At 67.8% G+C, this 17,809-nt stretch carries 16 protein-coding genes; 5 read left to right on the forward strand and 11 right to left on the reverse strand.

Annotation, left to right across the window (positions count from 1 at the left end; all coding sequences use genetic code 11):
* From ACT1U9_RS30795 to ACT1U9_RS30805, 3 genes are all read right to left on the reverse strand, one after another.
* A complete protein-coding gene (locus ACT1U9_RS30795) occupies positions 1-552 on the reverse strand; it encodes a hypothetical protein (RefSeq protein ID WP_444535896.1) in 552 nt (183 codons plus the stop codon).
* A complete protein-coding gene (locus tag ACT1U9_RS30800) occupies positions 542-1,105 on the reverse strand; it encodes a hypothetical protein (RefSeq protein ID WP_444535897.1) in 564 nt (187 codons plus the stop codon). Before ACT1U9_RS30800 ends, ACT1U9_RS30795 begins: the two co-directional genes overlap by 11 nt.
* A 227-nt stretch (positions 1,106-1,332) precedes the next feature.
* On the reverse strand, positions 1,333-2,961 hold the full coding sequence (locus tag ACT1U9_RS30805; protein WP_444535898.1) for an alpha/beta hydrolase: 1,629 nt from the start codon (positions 2,959-2,961) through the stop codon (positions 1,333-1,335).
* Between the two features lie 188 nt (positions 2,962-3,149).
* On the opposite strand from ACT1U9_RS30805, the gene ACT1U9_RS30810 reads away from it, so the two are divergent.
* The 3 genes from ACT1U9_RS30810 to ACT1U9_RS30820 all read left to right on the forward strand — a co-directional run bounded on the left by ACT1U9_RS30810 (position 3,150) and on the right by ACT1U9_RS30820 (position 6,511).
* Complete coding sequence (locus ACT1U9_RS30810; RefSeq protein ID WP_444535899.1) at positions 3,150-3,500, forward strand: hypothetical protein; 351 nt, start codon at positions 3,150-3,152, stop codon at positions 3,498-3,500.
* Between the two features lie 381 nt (positions 3,501-3,881).
* Positions 3,882-5,027 (forward strand): cytochrome P450, encoded by a 1,146-nt coding sequence (locus ACT1U9_RS30815; RefSeq protein ID WP_444535900.1) that lies wholly within the window; start codon positions 3,882-3,884, stop codon positions 5,025-5,027.
* A 332-nt stretch (positions 5,028-5,359) separates the two neighbouring features.
* Complete coding sequence (locus ACT1U9_RS30820) at positions 5,360-6,511, forward strand: MFS transporter (protein ID WP_444539296.1); 1,152 nt, start codon at positions 5,360-5,362, stop codon at positions 6,509-6,511.
* Positions 6,512-6,540: 29 nt separating this feature from the next.
* On the opposite strand, the gene ACT1U9_RS30825 is transcribed toward ACT1U9_RS30820, so the two are convergent.
* Positions 6,541-7,086: an RNA polymerase sigma factor gene (locus tag ACT1U9_RS30825; RefSeq protein WP_444535901.1), complete on the reverse strand. Its 546-nt coding sequence runs from the start codon at positions 7,084-7,086 to the stop codon at positions 6,541-6,543.
* A 462-nt stretch (positions 7,087-7,548) separates the two neighbouring features.
* Entirely contained in the window at positions 7,549-8,013 is a 465-nt protein-coding gene (locus ACT1U9_RS30830; protein ID WP_444535902.1) for a hypothetical protein, read from the reverse strand.
* Positions 8,014-8,180: 167 nt separating this feature from the next.
* Here ACT1U9_RS30830 and rox point away from each other — a divergent pair, with 167 nt between their 5' ends.
* Complete coding sequence (rox, locus tag ACT1U9_RS30835) at positions 8,181-9,605, forward strand: rifampin monooxygenase (RefSeq protein WP_444535903.1); 1,425 nt, start codon at positions 8,181-8,183, stop codon at positions 9,603-9,605.
* A 102-nt stretch (positions 9,606-9,707) separates the two neighbouring features.
* Here rox and ACT1U9_RS30840 read toward each other — a convergent pair whose 3' ends face one another.
* Positions 9,708-10,739 carry a saccharopine dehydrogenase family protein gene (locus ACT1U9_RS30840; RefSeq protein ID WP_444535904.1) on the reverse strand — a complete coding sequence of 344 codons (1,032 nt, stop codon included), beginning with the start codon at positions 10,737-10,739 and terminating at the stop codon, positions 9,708-9,710.
* Between the two features lie 118 nt (positions 10,740-10,857).
* Here ACT1U9_RS30840 and ACT1U9_RS30845 point away from each other — a divergent pair, with 118 nt between their 5' ends.
* Entirely contained in the window at positions 10,858-11,811 is a 954-nt protein-coding gene (locus ACT1U9_RS30845) for a helix-turn-helix domain-containing protein (RefSeq protein ID WP_444535905.1), read from the forward strand.
* Between the two features lie 2 nt (positions 11,812-11,813).
* Here the strand turns inward: ACT1U9_RS30845 and ACT1U9_RS30850 are convergent, their stop codons facing one another.
* From ACT1U9_RS30850 to ACT1U9_RS30870, 5 genes are all read right to left on the reverse strand, one after another.
* Positions 11,814-12,884, reverse strand: coding sequence for a lanthionine synthetase C family protein (locus ACT1U9_RS30850; protein ID WP_444535906.1), 1,071 nt, complete (start codon positions 12,882-12,884; stop codon positions 11,814-11,816).
* An 81-nt stretch (positions 12,885-12,965) separates the two neighbouring features.
* Positions 12,966-13,094 carry a hypothetical protein gene (locus tag ACT1U9_RS30855; RefSeq protein ID WP_444535907.1) on the reverse strand — a complete coding sequence of 43 codons (129 nt, stop codon included), beginning with the start codon at positions 13,092-13,094 and terminating at the stop codon, positions 12,966-12,968.
* A gap of 43 nt (positions 13,095-13,137) precedes the next feature.
* Positions 13,138-15,774, reverse strand: coding sequence for a class IV lanthionine synthetase LanL (gene lanL / locus ACT1U9_RS30860; RefSeq protein ID WP_444535908.1), 2,637 nt, complete (start codon positions 15,772-15,774; stop codon positions 13,138-13,140).
* Positions 15,775-15,820: 46 nt separating this feature from the next.
* Complete coding sequence (locus ACT1U9_RS30865; RefSeq protein WP_444535909.1) at positions 15,821-16,495, reverse strand: HAD-IA family hydrolase; 675 nt, start codon at positions 16,493-16,495, stop codon at positions 15,821-15,823.
* 18 nt (positions 16,496-16,513) lie between these two features.
* Complete coding sequence (locus tag ACT1U9_RS30870; RefSeq protein WP_444539297.1) at positions 16,514-17,746, reverse strand: serine hydrolase domain-containing protein; 1,233 nt, start codon at positions 17,744-17,746, stop codon at positions 16,514-16,516.
* Positions 17,747-17,809: the final 63 nt, after the last annotated feature.

The following is a 17,809-nucleotide window of genomic DNA, read 5'->3' on the forward strand; positions in this document are numbered from 1 at the left end:
CTACAGGATGGCGAAATACAGCAGTATGGGGATGACGGTGATGAGCCCGGTCGCGGCCGATGTCCATACGAGCCAGGTGAGGGGAACGCTGTTCAGCTTTGTGGACTTGCTCGGCGGGTCGGTTTCCTCCGCCAGCCGCAACCCCTGAGTGTCACTGGTCCACCGATGGCCTTGGGTGTCCGAGAACGCGAGGCTGGGCGCGATGTGCGGGGCAATGGTCGCCGGTTGTGTATCGATGGAACCGAGCGTTTCGGGGAGTGGCACGCGCTGCTGGTCCCAGGGAGCCAATTCGGGGAGCTCGCACAGATCCGAATCCTGATAGCGGACGACGACGTCGCTGATCCGCTCGGTCGCCCGATTGTCGATCACGCAGAGCGCGGTCATATCGGCTGCCCCCACGGGCGACGTGAGATACGCGATCACTTCGCCGGCACGGATACGGGCCGCCATGAGCTTGGTCCGGCGGGCGGCGACGCGTGCCAGCAGTAGGGAGAACATGGCGAATGCGCCGCTGGTTAAAGCCACCACGACGGCGACGGATTCAGCGTCCATGACTACCTGCCGATTGGTTGGGGGAGCTGGGCGTATCCCGTGTCTTCCAGTTGTCGACGAAGCTGATGATTCCGTAAACGAGGGAGGCGAGCATGACGAGCGCGGCCAGGCTGATGCCGACCCCTTTGCTCACCTTGGTCATCCCCAGAGGGTTCTTGTGCGGCACGTAGTCATGGACGGTACGGGGAGGGTCGATGGCCTTGCGTACGCGCTCGGCCACGTGATGTTTGTGCCAGACCCTGCCCTGGCCGTCCTTGAAAATGATTCCCACGGGATAGCTGGTGAACCCTGGATCAATGCGGCGGAGTGTCAGATCCGCTTCCTCATGACGGGTGCCGGGATTGATCACGCTGATCGGATGCTGCGGACGCCAGCGCGGCTGCACGACGATGACGTCATGGATCGCGTTCTGTGACTGATTTATGATGACGTACTTCAGGTGGCAATATCCCGCAGGAGTGCCCGGCGAGCTCGCCGCCAGTTCAGCGCATGCGCTGATTCCCGCAATGTAGCTTTGTTCCTGCGTTGCTCTGGTCCCCTTGTATATCTCCACGATGAATGGAACGACTGCGCTTACTGTGACAGTGAAGATTGATATGAGTAGCGCCCCCATCCTTCGGCAGTGTAGAGGCGAAAGGGGAGGCCCGCAGGGTTTCAGTCATCTCGTTCAAGAGATAACGATTCTTCAGATCCGTATTCGGGCGTGGCCCCAGGCATGGCCGACGGCCGTTGGGCGGGTGCCAACGGCCGTCGGGGTGTGGTTGGTTGATCGGTTTTTGACTACCGGAGTACGCCGTGAACGGCCTCGGGGTCGGTCGGCGCCAGGGGAGTGGTGGCGGTGGTGTGCTTGGCGGTGAGGGCCGGCGTCGGGGTCACGTAGAGGGGGGTGGGGTCGGATTCGGGGGCGCAGGTCTTGGCGATGCGGCCCTTGCCCTTGGGGAGGCTGCCGTCGCGGAGATAGGAGGTGAAGGTGTCGTCGAGGCAGGCGTTGCCGTGGAAGAGGATCTCGTGGAAGCTGCCGCCGTTCTGGACGACCAGCTTCGAACCGGGCAGCGCGTCATGCATGGCCAGCCCGCCCTCGTACGGGGTGGCGGCGTCCTCGGTGGCCTGGAAGAGCAGGACGGGCGGCAGGCCCTTGCCGGTGATCTTCATCCGGCCCGCCTGGTTGCCCTGGTAGGGCCAGAACATGCAAGCGGCGTTATACCACATGTTGTTGTACGTGTAGAAGGGCGCCTCGGCGTTGACCTTGGCCTGGTCCTTCTTCCAGAACTCCCAGTCGCGCGGCCAGGCGTTCTCGGTGCACTGCGCCGCGTTGTACGCGGGGAAGGTGCTGTCGTCGGAGCCGGGCGCCGCGTACTTGTTGTACGCGATGTTCAGCGGCCGGGTGTCGTGCTGGGTGACGTAGGCGGAGAGCACGGTGGCCATCCGGGGCCAGCGCAGGAAGTTGTACCCACCGCCGTAGAAGGTGTCCTCGAACTCGGCCGGGCCGATCTTGCCGGGGGCCGGGGAGGCGGCCACCGGGTTGGTCCGCAGAGCCGACTCGACCTGGTCGTACGCCTTCTTGACCGCGGCGGCGTCCGTACCGAGGTGGTAGACCGAATCGGCCTTGGCCGTCCAGGCCGCGAACGCGTCGAAGCGGCGCTGGTGTTCCTTGTCCTGGAGGATGTTGTGGTCGTACCAGGTGATGGTGGGGCCGACGATGCTGTCGAGCACCATCCGCCGTACGCGCGAGGGGAAGAGCTGGCCGTAGGTGGAGCCCAGCGAGGTGCCCCAGGAGCCACCGTAGAAGTTGATCTTCGGTGCTCCGAGCGCACGGCGGATGCTGTCCATGTCACGCGCGTTGTCGACGGTGGTCATGTGCGGCAGCAGCCACGACCAGTCGGCGGCGCAGTCGGCGGCGTACCCGGCCGCCTTCGCGAGCCAGGCCTTCGAAGTGCCCTGGCTGACCTGGTAGTCGGGCCGGGCGCCGTCGAAGTAGTGGGCGTCGCAGACGACATGGGGGTCGCTGGCGTTGGTGCCGCGCGGGTCGAAGCCGATCCAGTCGTACGTCGAGGCGACGTCCTTCGGTATCTGCCCGGAGATGTACGCGGGCATCCAGAGTCCTGAGTCGCCGGGGCCGCCGGGGTTGAGCAGGATCGGGCCCTGCTGCTTGTCCTTGGGTGCGGTGGCGGGGAGCCGGTTCACCTTGATCTTGATCTTGCGCCCCTGCGGATGCGCGTAGTCCACCGGCACGTCGAGCATCGCGCACTGCAGCGCGGGCGTGGTGGTGTCGTTGCAGGAGCTCCAGACGAGCTTCCCCTGCCCGGTGTCCTCATGGGATGCGGCGCCGGCGGACGCGGTGCCCGCGGATACTCCGCTGAGGGCTGCGACGGCTGCTGCGGCCGAGAGCAGGGCGATGACTTTTCTCATGGGGAGCATGATGTGACATGTGCAATGTTACAGCCAGAGGGTGGGCTGGACGTTATCAAGCTGTGACTGGAGGGGTGTTGGGGGTGTGCGCCCGGTCTGGTGACCCCTGGCCGGAGCCGGGCGCGCGGACGTTGTTCCGAACTCACCGTGCCCGGCGGTCATTTACGTGGGCGCGGTAGGTTGGCCGCATGCCTACTGCACTTGTCCTCGGTTACGACCCGCAGGCGATTCCCGGCGTCGACGGCGAGGCTCTTCGCGCGGCTCTCGACGCGGAGTTGGCCCGTTTCGGCGCGCACGGCATCGACGCGGAGATGACACTCATCGAGTTCAACGAATCGGCCGAGTCCACCCTCATCGCGTCGCTGACCAAGCGGCCGTGGGATGTAGTGGTCGTCGGAGGCGGAATCCGCAAGGCAGAGCCGCTGCTCCCGCTCTTCGAGCAGATCGTGAACCTGATCCGCCGTCATGCACCCAAGGCCGCCATCGCGTTCAACACGAGTGGCGGCGACAGCGTCGAAGCGGCGCAACGCTGGCTCTGAGCCCGGCGCGTCCGTCGCCATCGCGTACCGAGCCTCAACACCATCAGGTCGGAAGAGGTTCACCGACGCTTCCGGTGGTGTTGGACCTTCTGTAGGTAGGACGCCGGGTGCCGGATCCGGAGAGTTCGAAGGAGTTTGAAGGAAGACGGCATCGGATGTATCTGGGGCGTCGTTGGTGCCTCTGTATTGGTCGGCAGGCACGTTCGTCGCGGCTCCAGTAGGGGAGGCAGGGTGTGAGACCCGCGAGGAGGAGTTGAGTCGGACGGCTGAGGCCTTGCGCGCCAAGTACCGGTGCTGTGCGGCCAGTTGAGCCAGGCGCTAGTTCCCCCAGGGTGATTCCGTCCGGGGGCCTGACCCTATACGTATGAACGGAGTGGGTGCGTGGCGGACCCCAACATCTTGAGCCTGCTCGATCCAGCTGCCCTGCTCGATCCCCATCCGATATACCGGCGATGGCATGAACAGTCCAGTGTTCTCTGGGACTCCGACATCGAGGCCTGGTTGGTGACCGGGTACGAGGAGTCCTTCGCCGCCCTGCGGGACGCGGAGAACTTCTGTCAGGACTGGCGGAGAGTGGGTGTGGACACCCCTCCATCCCTGCTCAGCCTGCAGACTCTTGACCCACCGGAGCACACCCGGATCCGTCATCTGATGCTTGAGGGCTTCAAGGCGGCGGACCCCGACCGTCTGGAGCGGACAGTCCGGCGCACCCTTGACGAGTTGCTGGCCACGGTGGCAGAGCAAGAGCCCTTCGATTTCGTCTCCAAGGTGGCCGAACCTCTGACCCTGCGGGCGGTCACGCACCTGCTGGGCGTTCCTGAGCCGGACAAGGATTGGTTCGTCCCCTTGTCGAACACGATCGTGGACGGCATGGACTCCAGCCTCAGGCCCGAGTGCTACGAGCCCGGAGTCGCGGCACGAGCGGAACTCACCGGCCTGGTCGGCGAATGGCTCAAGTCACCGCTGCCGGACGGGTTCACCGCCCATGTCGTCGATCGGGCGCCGAGCGCGGGAGTCGACCACGAGGTGCTTCTCAACTCCCTGCGCGTCGTCCTGCAAGCCGGCTTCCAGACGGCCAGCCGCTTCCTGGTGACCGGGTTGCTCGCGTTGCTCCGTATACCGCCCGAGCAGCGTGTCCTTGTGGACAACGACAAGGCGGTCAACGAACTCGTCAGGTTTGCCGGCCCCGTGCACGTGGAGAGCCGTGCCTGCGTGCATGACACCGTCCTCGGGGACCAGAAGATCCGCAAGGGCGAGATCGTCTCGATGTTCCTCGGCGCGGCGAACAGGGATCCCAAGATGTTCGCCGATCCCGAATCCCTGCAGTGGGACCGGACGCCCAACCGTCACCTCGCGTTCGGCCGGGGACCGCACGCCTGCCTCGGCGCCCAGGTCGCCGTCCAGGTGGCCCGCATCGCCTTCGGCGCCATCGGCCACCGGTACCCGAACGCCCGGCTCGTCTCCGAGCCCGTGCCCCGTCCCAACGTGACCGAGCACGGGATGCACAGCCTTGAGATTTCGTTCTGAGGAGCGGCCCCCGTCATCACGGGAGGCCTTCTTCGGAACGAGTCAGATACCCACGGACAGGAGGGGAGGAACAGCCATGCGTCACGTTCACTGAATTCACATCGCGCGCGAGCGCACGGAACGGATCGACTGCTCTCTATGCGGGAGGGGGAGACGTCATGCGTCACGTTCACTGATTCCACAGGCGGCACACAGATAGACGAGGTTCCTGTTGGACCCGGCTTGTCGTCCGGCCGGGTCCAACAGGATCACGGTGTGAGAATTGGGGACGTCCTGTGCAGCAGTCCGCGGTCGGTACGATCCCGGCTTCAGGGATCAGATCGGTACTCCGCGTGCCGGGAATGCGTGCCGTGTTCGCCGCGCACGCCGTGTCCATGGTCGGCACCTTGGCCGCCGAGGTCGCCCTTTCGATCCTGATCTTTCAGCGAACCGGCTCAGCCCTGTGGTCGGCGCTGGTCCTCGTCTGCTCGTTTCTGCCCTACGCTGTGGTCGGCACCGTCCTTTCGTCACTGGCCGACCGCTTCCGGCCGCGGCGTGTACTGGTCTGCTGTGACCTGCTCAGCGCCGTCTGCATCGCGGGAATGCTGATACCCGGAACGCCGATTCCCGCACTCCTGGGACTCCTGCTCATCACCGGGTTCATAGCGCCGCTCTTTCAGGGAGCCAGGGCCGCGAGCCTGTCGCACCTGCTGGACGGAAATCTCTTTCCGATAGGCCGTTCGCTGTTGCGGACCATCAGTCAGACCGCGGTCGTCTTCGGGTTCGCGGTGGGCAGCGTTCTGGTGGCCGCGATCGGACCGCTGTGGCTGCTGGCCGTGGACTCATGCAGTTTCGTGGTCTCGGCCGTGCTCATCGGGTTATGGACACCGGCTGCTCCCGCCAGTGCGCCGGATGGCGAACGGACCCTGCGAGCCGTGGTGAAAGAGTCGGGGGAGGGGCTGCGCCACATCTGGGCCAATAGGCCGCTGCGGCGACTGGTCCTGCTGACCTGGGCCGTCCCTGGATTCTCGTCCGTGGGCGACGGTCTCGCCGTTGCTTACACCGCCGAAGCCGGTTCCGCCGCGACAGCGGCAGGTTGGCTCTTCACCGGGTACGCCGTCGGTACGGTGGTGGGCGAACTCGTGGTGGTACAGCTGTCACCGGACACTCGGCGTCGCCTCATCACTCCCTTGGTCGTGGGCTCCCAAATCCCGCTGATCGGATTCTTCCTGGGACCGTCCGTTCCCATGGCGGCGGCTCTGCTGGCCCTCTCCGGGGCAGGCTTCGCGTGCAACCAGGGCATCGACCCGCTGATCTTGTCGGCGACAGCTCCCACGTACCGAGGGCGCTTGTTCACGGTGCAGAACAGTGGGCTCATGACGGTGCAAGGACTGGGCGTCGCGCTGTCCGGCGCGCTGGGCACCCATATTGATCCTGGCGTCGTCATTGGAGCAACTGGGATTGCTGGAACGGCAGTTGTCGTCTATCTGGCTCGTCGCCAGTAACCATCGAGGCGCATTCAACGGGACTTCCCTCAGCCGGATTTGCCTCCGCCCAGCTCGCCTCGCATCTTGGCGAGAATGCGGCGACGAGTCGGACCGATCGACCCTCGCGCCATTCCCACGGATTCGGCTATGTAGTCGTAGCTGAGCGGAGGTTCGGCGAAGAGCAGTTCCAGAAGAGCTCGGTGATCTTCCGACAGGTTTCTGATGGCTGTTCGTAGCCGCTCGCTGTCCGACCGGGCAATGGTCCATTCCTCGGGTGCGGGAACAGCTGTATCCGCGGGGAGAAGGAAGTCCGCAGGGTCAGGGACGCTGACCATCCTTCGAGCTTGCCTGGAGCGGCTGATCGCCTCACGCTTGGCGACGGTGACCAGCCACGCTGCCACCCTGCCGGGCTGTTCCAACGTATGGATGTGCTCGACGAGTCGCTGCCACGTGAGCTGATACACGTCCTCGCCATCGGCTTGTTTGAGGCCCTGCGAGCGGACGACGGCCCAAACGACAGGGCTGTACATATGAATGAGCTGTTCCCACGCCCTGGCATCGCCTGCTCGGCAACGCCAGATCAGTTGATCCAAATCAGCCGGTGCCCGATCCTTGGGAGTACGGGCCGGAAGTCTAGATGTCGCCTGCGCTAGTCCCTCGTTCCGCGTAGTGGAGTGCCCCATGAGTCCCTCCCGTTAACCCCCGAGTTCCTGCATGCTAGGCAGCGCCGTTCGCGGCTCTCAAGGGGGCTAAAGTGCATGTCTCCCCACTGGCCTTAACTCGACTTAGCCTCACGCATCCGGCTATCGAACACTCGGAGCTCACCTGCAATTTCGAGTTCATTGCTGTTGGAGGGTGTGGCCTCACACTGCTAGAAAGTGTCCGAATAAGGCCAGTTGCAGATAGTAGGCCTCTGCTTACTCAATACCGCCTGGTGGGTATTGTTTGCAGTTTTCTTTGCCCTCTGAGCGGTATGCCGCCGGGGTGATGGGGCTCACCGGGGCGGTGGTGGCCGTGACCGCCTTTCCTCCCGGGGGAGTACGGGCGGGGTCGGTTCAGTCCCAGTAGCCGTCCGGGAAGTCGCCCGGGTCGGTCGGGCGCGCCCATCCCGTCATCCGGACGGGGCCCGGCGATGGCGTGGTGACTGAGGAGGTTCTGGAGCCTCGTCCGGGTGCGGTGGTCTCGCGGCCGCCGAAGATCTCCAACTCACCCGTTTCGGGGTTCTCTTGGATGCCGAACGCGTTGCTGACGACCTCGTCCACAGTGGCTCTCTCTCGGCTGAATGCAGGTCCAGGAGGATGCCTTGCCGTACAGGAGCGTACCGCTGCCTTGGGCGAGAACCTGACGGGCCTTGGCGCGGGCTTCTCGAAGTCGAGGGCCAAGTCGTCCGTCTCGATTCGATGTGCCGCGAGCCATGCCTGCTGGTCGGCGGCGTCGGCCGCAAGCGCGGTCAGCGCGGCGATCAGCAGCCGCCAGCGGGAGGAGTCGAGGGGGTCAGAGGTGTCATCCGGGGTGGTCACGGCGAGATCGTTGCACGGAAGGCGGACCACAAAAAGCAAAGGCAAGGAGTACCACCCACTCCTTGCCACTCTCAACATATAGCGCACTGGGGGGCTTGCGGCAAGGGCCCGGTTGTGGCGCAGAATCACCTGCCTAAGCCACCACGACCTGCGGAAATGGGATTTTGATGATCGATGTGATCGTTGCCGGCGGCGGACCGACCGGGCTGATGCTGGCCGGCGAGTTGCGGCTGCACGGGGTGCGCGTGGTCGTGCTGGAGCGGGACGCGGAGCCGACCACGGTCGTTCGTGCGCTCGGCATGCACGCGCGCAGCATCGAGATGATGGACCAGCGCGGTCTGCTGGAGCGGTTCCTCGCGCTCGGCAAGCAGTACCCGGTCGGTGGTTTCTTCGCCGGCATCAGCAAGCCGGCGCCGGAGTTGGACAGTGCGCATGCGTACGTCCTGGGTATCCCGCAACCCACCACCGACCGCCTGTTGACCGAGCACGCCATCGACCTTGGCGCCGAGATCCGCCGCGGCTGTGAAGTGGTCGGGTTGAGCCAGGACGACGACGGGGTGACCGTCGAGCTGTCCGACGGCACGCGGCTGCGCTCGCGTTACCTCGTCGGCTGCGACGGCGGTCGCAGTGCGGTCCGCAAGCTGCTCGGCGTCGGCTTTCCCGGCGAGCCCAGCAGGGTCGACACGCTCCTGGGCGAGATGGAGTTGACCGCGTCACCGGAGACGCTGACCGCCGTGATGACCGAAGTCCGCAAGACGCAGACCCGGTTCGGCGCCATGCCCCTCGGGGACGGTACGTATCGCGTCGTCGTGCCCGCCGAGGGGGTGGCCGAGGACCGTACGGTCCCGCCGACCCTCGAAGAGCTCAGGCAGCAGCTGCTGGCAGTCGCGGGCACCGACTTCGGTGTGCACTCACCGCGTTGGCTCTCCCGCTTCGGCGACGCCACCCGCCAGGCCGAGCGCTACCGCGTCGGCCGGGTGCTCTTGGCCGGCGACGCGGCGCACATCCACCCGCCGATGGGCGGGCAGGGGCTCAACCTCGGCGTCCAGGACGCGTTCAACCTCGGCTGGAAACTGGCCGCCGAGGTGGCCGGGTGGGCGCCGGAGGGGTTGCTGGACAGCTACCACACCGAACGGCACCCGGTGGCCGCCGACGTACTGGAGAACACCCGCGTGCAGATGCAGCTGGCGTCCCTCGACCCGGGTGCCCAGGCAGTGCGCCGACTGGTGTCGGAGCTGATGGACTTCGACGAGGTGAACCGCCATCTGACCGAGAAGATCGTCGCGATCGGTATCCGCTACGACTTCGGCGCGGGCCATGAACTGCTCGGCCGACGGCTCCGGGACGTGGGGTTGAAGCAGGGACGCCTCTACGAGCGGATGCACGCCGGTCGCGGGCTGCTGCTCGACCAGACCGGCCGACTCTCGGTGGCGGGCTGGGCGGACCGCGTCGACCACGTCGTCGACACCAGCGAGGAACTGGACGTACCGGCGGTGCTGCTGCGGCCGGACGGCCACGTGGCGTGGGTCGGTGAGGACCAGCGGGATCTGATCGACCAACTGCCGACGTGGTTCGGGGCCGCCACCGGCTGAGCTGGGCAGCTCATACGGCCAAGGCGCTGGCCGGGCTATGTGCGGCGGCATGGAGCGCCACCGGCGCGCCCCATCAACTACCGCAGCCCAGCACACAGTTCCCTACTGACACACCTCCACGGAAACGTGCGGGGCCAGCGCGCGCAGGAAGTCCGGGGCGTCGAAGATCTCGCCCGCGGAGGCGACACCCACAGTGCGGGTCCGGCCTGTCAGGATCCGGGCGACCGCTTCCACCGCGAGCGGTGCGGAGACCGCGTAGATATCCTGGCCGCTCGCCACGGCGCGGCGTTCCGCGTTGCCGGAGCGTACGACGACGTCGACGAGGAACGTCTGGGAGGAACGGCCCTGCTCGTCGACCGCGGTCGGTGCGGGGGTGTCCGGGTTCGACAGGTCCCTGGCCGCCTCCGTCGTCATGTAGCTGTGCACCTTGGGGATGGACAGGTGGTGGGGGATGGTGACGGCGTCGGCCATCGTGAACTCGCCGAGGACGGAGCGGGTGCCCATCGGGCCAGGGAAGGCCCATTCGAGGGTGGGGCGGGTGTCGTTGTGGTACTCCAGCTTCCCGTTCGCGTAGCGGATGTGCCGGCCGTTGCGCCGCTCGCCGGAGACCGTGCCCGCGGCGCGCGTGCCCTTCGTCGGGTGCCAGTTGCTGAGGCCGTACGCGATGTGGGCTTCGTCGGCCGAAGTCCAGTCGCCCATGGCGGCGGTGGCGAGCAGGTCGCCGAGGCCGCCGTAGAAGGCCATCGCGGGGACGACGACCGTTCCGGCGGCGCGGGCGCGGTCCGAGAAGTGCGCGAACGTATCGACGTTGGCCTCGATCTCGGCCGCCACGTCCACGTACGGAATCCCGGCGCGCAGGGCCGCCTCGATCACGGGGGCGGCCGTGTTGACGAAGGGCCCGGCGCAGTTGATCACGGCTGCCGCACCGGCGAGTGCGCGGTCGAGCGAAGCCGGATCGTCGACCGAGGCCGGTCGGGCCTCAAGGCCGGGGTGGGACGCCGCCAGCGCCTGCAGCTTCTCGGCGTCGCGGCCGACGAGCATCGGGACGAACCCGCGATCCCGCAGCTGTGCCACCACGAACCGACCGGTGTGCCCGTACACGCCGTACACCGCCACCATCTTTCCCGATGTCATGACTTCTCTCCCCGTGCTCAAGATTCGAAGCGATCCGCTTGATCGACTACGGCCATCCTGGCGGGACGAGCACCTCGCCACCAGTGTCCGGAACGACATGGCACGTACAATTACGGACATGGATACTGTCGCGCTGGCCGTCACCGACGGGATGCTGCACTTCGAACTGTCCTTGGCGTACGAAGTCTTCGGCTCGGCCCCGGACGCCGTGTCCGTTCCCTGGTACGACGTCGCGGTCTGCGGTCCGGACGCTGTGCAGGTCGGGCGGTTCCGGCTGGAGCCCGACCACGGGCTCGACCGGCTGCGGCACGCCGACACGGTGATCGTCCCCGGCTGGGTCGACGTCGACGTGGACCCGCCCGCCGACCTGGTCGACGCGGTACGCGCGGCCCACGAGGCAGGTGCGCGCGTGGCCTCGCTGTGCACGGGTGCGTTCGTCCTGGCCGCAGCGGGCCTGCTGGACGGGCGGCGCGCGACCACGCACTGGGCGCACACCGAGGCGCTCGCCGCCCGCTTCCCCGAAGTCGAGGTCGACCCGGACGTGCTCTACGTGGACAACGGCAGCGTCCTCACCTCCGCCGGAAAAGCCGCCGCCATGGACCTGTGTCTGCACCTCGTCCGCCTCGACCACGGCTCGTCGATCGCCAATGTCGTAGCCCGCCGTCTGGTCGTGCCACCGCACCGGGACGGCGGCCAGGCCCAGTTCGTCACCACGCCCGTGCCCGCCCCGGACAACCATCCGCTCGCCGGACTGTTCCCCTGGGTGATGGAACGGCTCGACCAACCACTGACCGTGGAGGACCTGGCCCGCCAGGCACGTATGAGCTCGCGCCACCTCGGCCGCCACTTCCGCGCGACCACCGGCACCACCCCACTGCAATGGCTGCTCACCCAACGGATCCGCCGCGCACAGGAGTTGCTGGAGACCGGCGACGACAGTGTCGACGCCATCGCGACAGCCACCGGCATGGGCACCGCCACGACACTGCGCCGACACTTCAACCGCACGGTCGGCGTGCCCCCGGACACCTACCGTCGCACTTTCCGCTCGCGGCCGCGCGGTATCTCGTAGCGTTACGCCAGCAGCAGGGCCCGGTCCCAGGTGGGTTCGGTATCGGTTGCCACCGCTAGGAGGGCCAGCGTGATGCCTGCGGCTCCGTCGAGGAATCCGGGCTCGGTCGGACGTAAGCGTGTGTTCGCCAACTCGCTTACTACCACGGCGAGTTCGGGGTCGCCGGTGTCGTGGGCGAAACGTGTGGTGATGTGGAGCAGGCCTGCCATGCCGTGGCAGAGACCGGCGTCCTCGTCGACGCGGCGCACCTCGGGTGGTCGTCGGCAGGCCGCTTTGATCGCCCTCACCGAGAGCTCACGCAACGCCGTGTCATCGAGTGCCGTGCCCGCCAGCCACAGGGCGCGAGCCGTCCCCGGGCTTCCCCGGCACCAGGAAGCGCGTACGGGGTGGTGGTCCGGGCCGGGCCAAGTGGGGCCCCAGGGGTCGGTGGTGCAGCGGGCGGTCAGAGTCGCGGCCATTCGGCGTACGGCCTCACGTTGACCGGGTACGGCGACACCTTCTTGCAGAGCGAGTGATAGCAGGGCGAGCGGTCCGGCGAGCCCGTGTGCGATGCCGGAGTCGGGCAAGTACTGTGCCCTTGAGAGCGCGGCGAGCACCTGTCGTAGTGCCGTGCTCGCCACGGGCTCGTGGCGCTCGCCCAGCAGGTACGCACCCGATCCGGCCAGCCCGGAGACGACGTCGACGGCAGCCTCGGGTGGATCGTCACCGAGTGCCCGGGCTAGCTCCAGGGCTTCGTCGACGACGCGTTCGCGGACGGTCGGCAGGTCGTACGAGAGCGCCTGCGCGGCGAAGGCCAGTCCGGCGGCGCCGCCGAAGAGGCCGAGCGAGGCGCCGAACCGCCGGTACCCCTGGGCTGCGGCGGCGAAGTAGCCCTCGGCCACTGTGTTCCAACCCCGGCCGGACAGACAGCGGTCGAACTGGTGGTAGGCGAGCGCCATCCCTGCGCCCCCGGCGGCCAGATGAGGCCGGACACAGCGCGGCATGCGGTGTGGTCGCGCGGCGGCAAGGACGCGGTCGAGGACGGCGGCGGACTCATGCGCGGGCAACACGGGCGCCCATGTCCCGCCGGTCATACGCCGCCCCCTGTTGCCCGGGTTCCGTGCGGCCGCACCAGAGGCCCGGCCACACGGAACGGTTCGCTACGTGTGCCCACATCACGGCGGGCAGCGCGGCGGATCGGTGCAGCTTCCGCTCGTATGGTCGGTGTCGCAGCACATCGCGGGCTCCAGTGCCTCCTCGTCCGTCTCGGGCAACTCCTGGAGCTCCAGCACTGTTTCCTCCATGGTTCTCACCTCCTTCCGGGTGGGTGCGGGTGTAGCCGGACACTCACGGGTCCACGGTCCAGGCGCGGTCGCCGCCGTGTTTGAGGCGCAGGAGCAGATCGAGGACTCCGGCCAGGCCGACCTGGTAGCTGACGCAGAAGTCGCGCAGGGTGTCGTCGGGGACGATCAACCGGCCGTCCCGCAACGCGGCCCGTGCATGGAGGGCGGAGGCGGCCTCGGCGGCCCGGACGCGATAGGTGTCGTCACCGGTCAACTGGGCTATGTCGAGCAGGAGTTGGGAGTTGCCCGCCACGCCGTGGCAGGTACCGGTGCCTTGGCGCCAGCGGTCCCGGTGGGTGGTGCGCGCGGCCAGTTCGGCGTAGTCGCGGAAACGCGGCTCGCCCGTCATCTGCCACAGCCGGACGAGCGTGGTCCCGATGCCGGAGGCGCCGTGGCACCAGAAGTCGAGTCCCGTACGTTCCGTGCGGCCGGGTCCCTTGGGCCAGACGGCGATGTCGTCGCGGCGTTCGGCGACGGCACACAGCGCATGACCGGCGCCGATCGCGATGTCGACGAGCTCCGGGCGGTCGAGGTCGCGCCCGGCGGCAAGCAGGAAGGCGGCGTTTCCGGCGACGCCGTGCCCGAAGCCGTACGAGCCGGAACCGGCGAGTTCGCTGCGGTGCGGTGGGCCGAGCGGCCACTCGACTCCGCCGGCGGCCTCCGTCAGCAGGCGCAGCACCCCGTCCGCGCATTCGGAGGCCCGCTCGGCGAAACGCTCGTCTCCCGTGGTGTGCCACAGGTGCAACTGGGCGAGTCCCGCGCCGGACAGGCCGTGGCAGATGTCGGGGTTGGCCGTGTCGAGGGGTATGTCGAGGGCGAACTGCCGGGCGCGAGCGGCGAGTGGGGAGTCATCCAAGGTGCGGGCCGCGTCGTGCAGGGCCCATGCGGTGCCGGAGCGGCCGAAGTAGAGACCCGGCAGGATGCGGCCGGGGCGCGAGAGTTGTTCGTCGAGCCAGTGAGCGGCGGTCCGCAGCAGCGGTTCGAGGGCGGGGGCCTCACCTGTACGTACGGCTCTGTCGAGCACGGCCACCACGCCCGCCGCTCCCTGCTGGAGGTTGCAGGGGTCGCCTTCCGGTAAGGACTGGGGTCTGGGCCACAGGTGTACGGCGGTGGGGTCGGCGGTCGCCGCGATGTAATCCAGTCCGTCGCGTAGTAGCCGGTCGAGGTCGGTGTCGGTCAGGGCGGGGCCCGCTGACACCGTCGGCGTGGCGGGCTCCGCCCGGAGGAACGCCGCCGCCTTCTCCAGCGGCCACCGGTCCGGAACGTCGGCCGTGAGGCCGAGCACGAGCGGGGCGAGGGCGTTGAGAGCCGGGCAGTCCGGGGCGGCGGCTTCCACGATCGCCGTGAGCCGCTCGCCGGGCGGACGTGCGGGCGAGGTGTCGGGGGCGAGTACGGGGTTGATCCCGGCGGTGGCATGGAGCAGGGTGGCGCCGAGGCTGAAGCAGTCGGCCTCGGGGCCGGGCGCGGGCCCGTATTCCGTACGGGAGAGGTATTCGGGCGCGGTGAAACCCTGGGTGCCGATGACGTGGGCCGTGCTGTCGCTGCGTACCGCGTATTCGAGATCCACGAGGACGGGCGTGCCGTCGCGGCGTACGACGACGTTGGTCGGTTTGAAGTCGCGCAGTACGAAACCGGCCGCGTGCACCTCGCCGATGAGGCGCGCGAGGTCCCGCGCGAGCTGCCACGCCGCCGGGACCGGAAGGCGACCGCCCGTGCGCAGTGCGCCGTCCGCCGACCACTGGCGCAGGTTGTCCCCGTCGATCAGATCCTCGGCGAGGAAGACGTGTCCACCGGCCTCGAAGACCTCGTGCGGAGCGGGGGCGATGCCGAGCGGTGCCAACTGTGCCAGTACGCCCGCCTCATAGCGCAGCCAGTCCCGGGCGTCCGTTCCGTCGGACAGCGCACCGACGTGCGGGCGCGCCTCTTTGAGGAGTACGTCCCGGCCGGTGCGGCGGTCGTGCGCGCGGTAGACCCCGCCACGGTTGGAATGACGTATAGCTTCCCGGACCTGGTAGCGGTCCGCGAGGAGTACGGCGCCCCCGGTGCGGGCGCGGGCGGGCGCGCCGAACGGTGACTGGGCCCAGGCGGGCGGCGAGAACCACGGGTTGCGCTCGTCCGCGACGAGAGTCCCGTCCGGTGCCTGGAGCCGCCCCCGGTAGAAACCCTCGTCGTCGAGCTCGCGCGGCGCCGAGAAACAGCCGTAACGACAGTGGACGAGGCTGCCCGGGCGATACCGACGGTCCGACAGGATCGCGGGACCGGAGAGTCCGGCGGTGGCACGGTCCAACTCATCGGCCAGGAGCCGTAGTTGACCGTCATCGGCGGGATACGCGGTGATGAATTTGCCAGAGTGCGCCCGTGCCGCCCGTACGTTGGTGAGATCGGCGGTGACGCGCGGCGACACCGCGAACTTGAACGCGCAGCCGTGCGCCACCAGGACGCCCGCCGCCCGCTCAAGCACCTCATGGGCGGAGGCGACGGTCGCCGAGACATGGAGCTTCCACCCCTGCCTCCGGGACCGGTGGCCAGGCGGCGTGACCATGCACCACGTTTCGCCGTCCCGCATCGTCCACGAGGGGCGCTCGGCTCCGAGAATCCGGGCCGCGATCGACTGGTAGCTCACCTCGGGGCTCGCCGTCACGTCGTCATCGTGGCACGGCCCGACGCAGGGCGGAAGGTCGCGTCGGTCAGACCGTGACGGTGGTTTCCCGGTGTGCGTCGGCCACGAAGGCGAGAATGGCCGGTACCGCTTCGCGCAGGCTCATGAAGTGGCGGTGTACGCCGTCGACGGCGACCGGGGTGTTGACTCCCCACACCGTCATACCGGCCCGCAGCCCCGACGCGACTCCGGACGGCGCGTCCTCGATGACCAGGCAGTCCTCCGGTCGCGCACCGAGACGTTCCGCGGCCAGCAGATAGGGGACCGGCGACGGCTTGCCCTCTTCGACGGCGGCGGCATCCACGATCAGCTCCGGAACCGGCAGCCCGGTCCGGGCGAACCGGCCCCGCACCCGGTGCTCGTAGTTGGAGGTCACCAGTGCCCAGCGCCCCGAGGGCAGGCCGGTCAGCAACTCCGCCGCACCGTCGAAGGCGTCATAGACACCGGTCCGGACGTCTTCGTCCTCCAGCTCATGCAGTGCGGCCAGGCATACGTACGGATCCTGCTCCGGGGCGACCTCCTCGAAGGTCTCCAACGGCCGTGTGCGCAGTGCCACTTGGTAGACCTCGACGGGGTCGAGCCCGTATCGCACCGCCCACGTCTCCCACACGCGACGCTGGTTGGCCACGGCGTCGATCAACGTCCCGTCGACATCGAAGAGGACATACTTCGCGGAATGCGGCTGGGTAGGTTCGCTGGTCACGCCGTGATCATGCCATCCTCACCGGGAGGTCGGTGAGGACGTGGGCCGGGAGGTGGGCTGGGACGACGATTGAGACGTGGGCGGGGTCGTCTGGCGGGGCTCGATGACCGGGATGTTGAACACGTGCCCGGGGGTCACGATGCGGGTGATCGCCTGGCCGAAGAGGGTGCTGGGCTCCGACTTGTTGTGCAGGATGTCGGTGTTGAGCATCACCGCGAGGGTGGCCTTCGACTCGGGCAGGTAGATGGTCAGGGACTCGTAACCCGGCAGTGAGCCGTTGTGTCCGATCCAGCCCTGGATGTTGAAGATGCCCAGACCGTAGCTCGCGCCCGGAATCGGTGTCGGGATGGTCTTGAGGCGCTCGGCCTGCGTCTTGGCGGACAGCAGTTTGCCGGTGGCGACCGTGGGGGCCCAACTGTGCAGGTCCGACAGGGAGGAGACCATCGCCCCGGCCGCCCAGGCCCAGGAGGGGTTCCAGTCAGTGGTGTCCGCGATCTTCCCGGACAGGGTCTGGTTGGTGTAGCCGCGGGCGTGCGGGCTGGGGAAGTCGGCGCCGGTCGGCAAGGAGGTGTGGGACAGCCCGGCCGGCTTCACCACCTTCTGCGCGATGAACTCGTTGAGCGGCATACCGCCGGCCTTCTCCACGACCAGGCCCAGCAGGATCAGGTTGGTGTTGCAGTACTCGAAGTCCTGACCGGGCTGGAACTGCACCGGGTGCTTGAAGGCGTAGTCCAGCAACTGCTGTGGCGTGAAGGTTCGCTTCGGGTCGGTGAGCAGCGCCTTGACGAAACCGTCGTCCGCGGAGTAGTTGAACAACCCGCTGCGCATGTCCGCCAGGTCCCGCAGCTTGATCTTGTCCCCGTTGGGGACTCCCGGGATGTACTTCGAGATCGGATCGTCCAGACCCACCCTGCCCTGGTCGACCAGTTCGAGCAGGGCGGTCACGGTGAAGGTCTTGGTCTCGCTGCCGATCCGCATGTACAGATTCGGTGCCATGGGGGCGTTGCTCGTCTTGTCGGCGACGCCGAAGGCCTTGACGTAGCTCCCCTTGCCGGGTGCCGACAGACTCACCATCACGCCGGGCACATCGGCCTCGCGCATGACCTGCCGTATGGCGGTGTCCAGACGTGCGGCGACGGCCGGGCTGAGCTCGGGGAAGCCTGTGCTGCTGGACGTCGACGCGGTGGGGGACGGTACGGGCGGCTCGGTGATGCCGTACGCGCTTCCCGCGGACATCGGTACGGCCAGCATCGCGGCGGCCGCCACCCCCACGCACGTCTTGCGCCACTGGATCTGTGAATACCTCACGGGCAG

Origin of the sequence: Streptomyces sp. BR1, from assembly GCF_052373795.1 — a bacterium.
In the GTDB taxonomy this organism is placed as follows: Bacteria; Actinomycetota; Actinomycetes; order Streptomycetales; family Streptomycetaceae; genus Streptomyces.

Bases quoted from the DNA above. Each gene is read 5' to 3' on its own strand.
- ACT1U9_RS30855 (WP_444535907.1), bottom strand. From the start codon at position 13,094: ATGGAGGAAACAGTGCTGGAGCTCCAGGAGTTGCCCGAGACGGACGAG.
- ACT1U9_RS30795 (WP_444535896.1), bottom strand. From the start codon at position 552: ATGGACGCTGAATCCGTCGCCGTCGTGGTGGCTTTAACCAGCGGCGCA.
- ACT1U9_RS30845 (WP_444535905.1), top strand. From the start codon at position 10,858: ATGGATACTGTCGCGCTGGCCGTCACCGACGGGATGCTGCACTTCGAA.
- ACT1U9_RS30870 (WP_444539297.1), bottom strand. From the start codon at position 17,746: ATGCTGGCCGTACCGATGTCCGCGGGAAGCGCGTACGGCATCACCGAG.
- ACT1U9_RS30810 (WP_444535899.1), top strand. From the start codon at position 3,150: ATGCCTACTGCACTTGTCCTCGGTTACGACCCGCAGGCGATTCCCGGC.
- ACT1U9_RS30850 (WP_444535906.1), bottom strand. From the start codon at position 12,884: ATGACCGGCGGGACATGGGCGCCCGTGTTGCCCGCGCATGAGTCCGCC.
- ACT1U9_RS30840 (WP_444535904.1), bottom strand. From the start codon at position 10,739: ATGACATCGGGAAAGATGGTGGCGGTGTACGGCGTGTACGGGCACACC.
- ACT1U9_RS30805 (WP_444535898.1), bottom strand. From the start codon at position 2,961: ATGAGAAAAGTCATCGCCCTGCTCTCGGCCGCAGCAGCCGTCGCAGCC.
- rox (WP_444535903.1), top strand. From the start codon at position 8,181: ATGATCGATGTGATCGTTGCCGGCGGCGGACCGACCGGGCTGATGCTG.